3 protein-coding genes and 1 pseudogene are annotated in these 4071 nt (G+C 50.6%); all 4 read left to right on the top strand.

What is annotated here, in order from left to right; translation table 11 throughout:
- Positions 1-287: pseudogene (locus ACOYIE_RS09825) on the top strand (sensor histidine kinase); the annotation flags it as partial.
- Positions 266-496: a sensor histidine kinase gene (locus ACOYIE_RS09820; RefSeq protein ID WP_433412754.1), complete on the top strand. Its 231-nt coding sequence runs from the start codon at positions 266-268 to the stop codon at positions 494-496. The pseudogene ACOYIE_RS09825 and the gene ACOYIE_RS09820, both read left to right, overlap by 22 nt.
- A 110-nt stretch (positions 497-606) precedes the next feature.
- Entirely contained in the window at positions 607-1275 is a 669-nt protein-coding gene (locus tag ACOYIE_RS09815; RefSeq protein WP_433412752.1) for an ABC transporter ATP-binding protein, read from the top strand.
- Between the two features lie 13 nt (positions 1276-1288).
- Positions 1289-3940 (top strand): FtsX-like permease family protein, encoded by a 2652-nt coding sequence (locus ACOYIE_RS09810; protein ID WP_433412750.1) that lies wholly within the window; start codon positions 1289-1291, stop codon positions 3938-3940.
- Positions 3941-4071 lie beyond the last annotated feature (131 nt).

Here is a 4071-nt window from a genome sequence, read left to right as displayed (position 1 = left end):
CATTGGTGAAGTTGTCACGACTGGAAACAGGCGTTTTCACCTTGCATCCGGTTTCCCATGCCATTACCCCTATGCTGGAGGAAGCAGCCGAACAGCTGGCGCCCAAAGCCGCGCAAAAAGAGATTCGCTTGACCACGAATCCTACGGAAACCGATGCGGTATTTGACTATAAATGGACGACAGAAGCGCTATGCAATCTGATGGATAACGCCATTAAATACACGCCTCTGGCGGCAGCATACAAATTTCAGTCCAGGAATACGATTTGTTTTGCCGCATTGATGTAGCGGATACTGGGATTGGCATTTCAGAAGCAGAGCAGGCAAAAGTGTTTTCCCGTTTTTACCGTTCCCCATCTGTCAGTGAACAGGACGGCGTGGGGATCGGTTTATATCTGACCCGCCATATTTTAGCCGGGCAGGGCGGATATATTAAAGTGGCATCATCGTTAGGTGGCGGCTCGGTTTTTTCTATGTTTTTGCCCCGAAAGACTTGAATTCTTACAAAACTGTTAGAATTGCTTATCCGCCGGAAAGATTCTGGAAAGAAACTCATGATAAAGTCTGTATTGTAGCAATACAGACTTTATCTTTGGAGGTATCTATCATGGCCATTTTGCAGACCCATGATTTGAAAAAGGTTTACGGCAGCGGCGAAAACACTGTTCATGCTCTCGCCGGCATCAATCTGCAGGTGGAAAAAGGAGAATTTGTGGCTATTGTCGGTACATCCGGCAGCGGCAAGAGCACGCTCCTGCACATGCTGGGTGGACTGGACCGCCCTACAAGCGGCACGGTTTGGGTGGATGGGAAGGACATCTTTTCGCTGAAGGATGAAGAGCTGATTATCTTCCGCCGCCGCAAGATCGGCTTTGTGTTCCAGAATTATAATTTGGTCCCTGTGCTCAACGTCTATGAAAACGTCGTGCTGCCCATCCAATTGGACGGCAATACGCCGGATTCCGCCTATGTGGACAGCATCATTGAAACACTGGGGCTTAAGTCCAAACTGCAAAACCTGCCCAATAACCTCTCGGGCGGACAGCAACAGCGGGTTGCCATCGCACGTGCTTTAGCGGCAAAGCCCGCCATCATTTTAGCGGATGAACCCACCGGCAATCTGGATTCCAGGACCAGCCAGGATGTGTTGGGGCTGCTAAAGGTCACAAGCCGGAAATTCGTCCAAACCATTGTGATGATTACCCATAACGAGGAAATTGCCCAGTTGGCCGACCGCATCGTCCGCATCGAGGACGGCTTGATCGTCGCTCGATAAGGAGGTGCACAGCATGAACGTAGCCAACCGAAAATGTATCCGCCGGCTGAGCATGAAAAGCATGAAAGCGGCAAGAACAAGAAATCTTATTGCCATTCTTGCCATTACCTTGACCGCCGTACTGTTTACTTCCCTGTTCACGGTGGCGCTGTCGATTAATCATTCCTTTCAACAGGCCAACTTCCGGCAAGCCGGAGGCTGGAGTCATGGAACGTTCAAGTATATGACCCATGAGCAGTTTGATGAAATTAAAACCGATCCCCTCATCAAGCAATATGGGCTGCGCCGCTTTGTGGGTATGCCGGCCGGCGCGCCGTTTCGCAAATCTCATGTGGAAATTGGATACAGCGATGCGAACCAGGCGCACTGGATGTACTGCGACCCTGTAGAAGGCCGGTTACCTGCCGAAGGTACCAAGGAGGCCGCCACCGATACCCGGGTATTGGAACTGCTGGGCGTTGAACCGGTATTGGGAAACCAGTTTACCATGACTTTTGATGTGGACGGCACAGAAGTGACGGAAACCTTTACCCTGAGCGGCTGGTGGGAATATGACAAGGCGATTGTCGCCAATCATGTTCTCATTCCCCACAGCCGCGTGCAGGCTATCTATGATAAGGTTGGCATCGGCGGCGGTATCGGCAATGACGGGATGACTGGTTCATGGAATATGGATGTCATGCTGGGCAGCTCGCTGCACATCAAACAGGACCTGAACAAAATTCTGGCAAATCACGGTTACCAGACGGAAAACCGTTCAGCGGGAAACAATTATATTTCAACGGGTGTAAACTGGGGCTACAGCGGTTCGCAGCTGGCCGATAATATAGACCCGATAACCGTTATCGCCATTGTGTGTCTTTTGCTGATCATTATCTTTACAGGCTATCTGATTATCTATAACGTATTTCAGATTTCCGTTTCAAACGATGTTCGTTTCTACGGCCTGCTTAAAACCATCGGTACTACGGGGCGGCAACTGCGGAGCATAATCCGTCAGCAGGCGCTGCTGCTGTCCTTAATTGGCATTCCCCTTGGATTGCTGATGGGCTATGGCGTCGGTATTAAGCTGACCCCTGTGATACTGTCTCGGCTCAACGGTGTTGTACAGGATGCGGTGTCGACAAGTCCGCTTATTTTCATTGGTTCTGCGCTTTTTGCTCTGGTCACGGTGGTGATCTCCTGCCGCAGGCCGGGGCGGATGGCGGCAAGAGTATCTCCTGTGGAGGCTGTTCGCTACACCGAGGGGACGGCGAATAAGAAAACCATACGCAAGGCGCAGTCAGGCGCATCGCTGCCCAAAATGGCATGGGCAAACCTGGGGCGCAACCGCAGCAAGACAGCAATAACAGTTACTTCCCTGTCACTGGCCGTGCTGCTGCTCAATATGACAGTCACCTTTACAAATGGTTTTGACCTGGATAAATATCTGGCAGATGTGGTTTCGGATTTTATCGTGGCGGATGCAGGCTACTTTCAGACAGATAATTTATGGTCTGCGGAGTCCTTGCCAGAAGGAATTATCTCCGCGTTGAAGACCAACCCTGGTATTGAAGCCGGGGGGCGTGTATATGGCAAAAGCAGCCCGGTGGAGGAGTTTGTCACCGAGAAATATTACCGTGCGGTGAACAGTAGGTGGAGCGATCAGGAAACATTGGACAACGCTGTCGCCTTTATGGAAAAAAATGAAGAAGGCCTGCTGGCCGACCAGGTACAGCTTTACGGTATGGAGAGCTACGCCCTCGACAAGCTCCGGGTGCTGGAAGGCGATTTGTCCAAGCTCCGTGAACCTGGCGGACGCTATGTCGCGGCCGTATACAGCGATGACGACTACGGCAACCCGATTTCAGATTCCCATTGGGCAAAGCTTGGAGACACCGTCACCCTGCGCTATGTGACAGAGTATGAGTATTATGATGAAACGGGCAAGATCCTTGACCCTGGTAATCTTCCCGACGACCAACCTTACCGGTATCGGGCCAAAGCTTATCAGGACATTGATTACCAAGTGGCGGCTCTGATCACTGTGCCGCGTTCCTTCAGCTATCGCTATTATGGCGCCGATGAGTTCGTCATGAACGACCGGACATTTATTCAGGACAGCGGCACCAGTAACGTCATGTATTACGCCTGCGATGTCAATGACGAGAATACTGCCGATATAGAAGCTTTTCTGTCTGATTTGACCAATAAGCAGATGCCGCAGTTCGGCTATGAAAGCAAAGCAACTTATGCTGCGGAGTTCGACTCTTTCCGCAATATGTTCCTAATGCTGGGAGGCGTGCTAAGCTTTATCGTCGGGCTTGTAGGCGTGCTCAATTTTCTCAACGCGATTCTGACGAGCATTCTGACACGCCGCCGTGAGCTTGCCATGCTCCAGTCCATCGGCATGACCGGCAAGCAGCTCAAAACCATGCTGATTTGGGAGGGACTGTATTACGCTTTGGGTGCTGTGGCAGTGTCGCTTTTGCTCAGCATTGCCGCCGGTCCGCTGCTGTCTAATGTACTGGCCGGTATATTCTGGTTCTTTACCTATCGTTTTACGGTTTTACCCATCCTTTTGGTTGCTCCGATTTTCATACTGCTCGGCATTGCTGTGCCGCTGACGGTGTACCGCTTTGTTTCCAGACACTCTGTTGTTGAGCGTTTGAGGGAAACGGAATAGCCGAGAGAAGGCACTCTTATCGGTAGGGTTAATCATATGCCTATATAAAACAGGAGGAATGGCTATGATATTTATTAATCCTCAGGATTTTTATAGTAGACACATTATAATAGATTGGCTATAATTCTTGG

The sequence above is a fragment of the Agathobaculum sp. genome (genome assembly GCF_050946325.1).
GTDB lineage: Bacteria > Bacillota > Clostridia > Oscillospirales > Butyricicoccaceae > Agathobaculum.
Note: the sequence above shows the minus strand (reverse complement) of the source record. Positions and strands in the feature narration are given on the sequence as shown.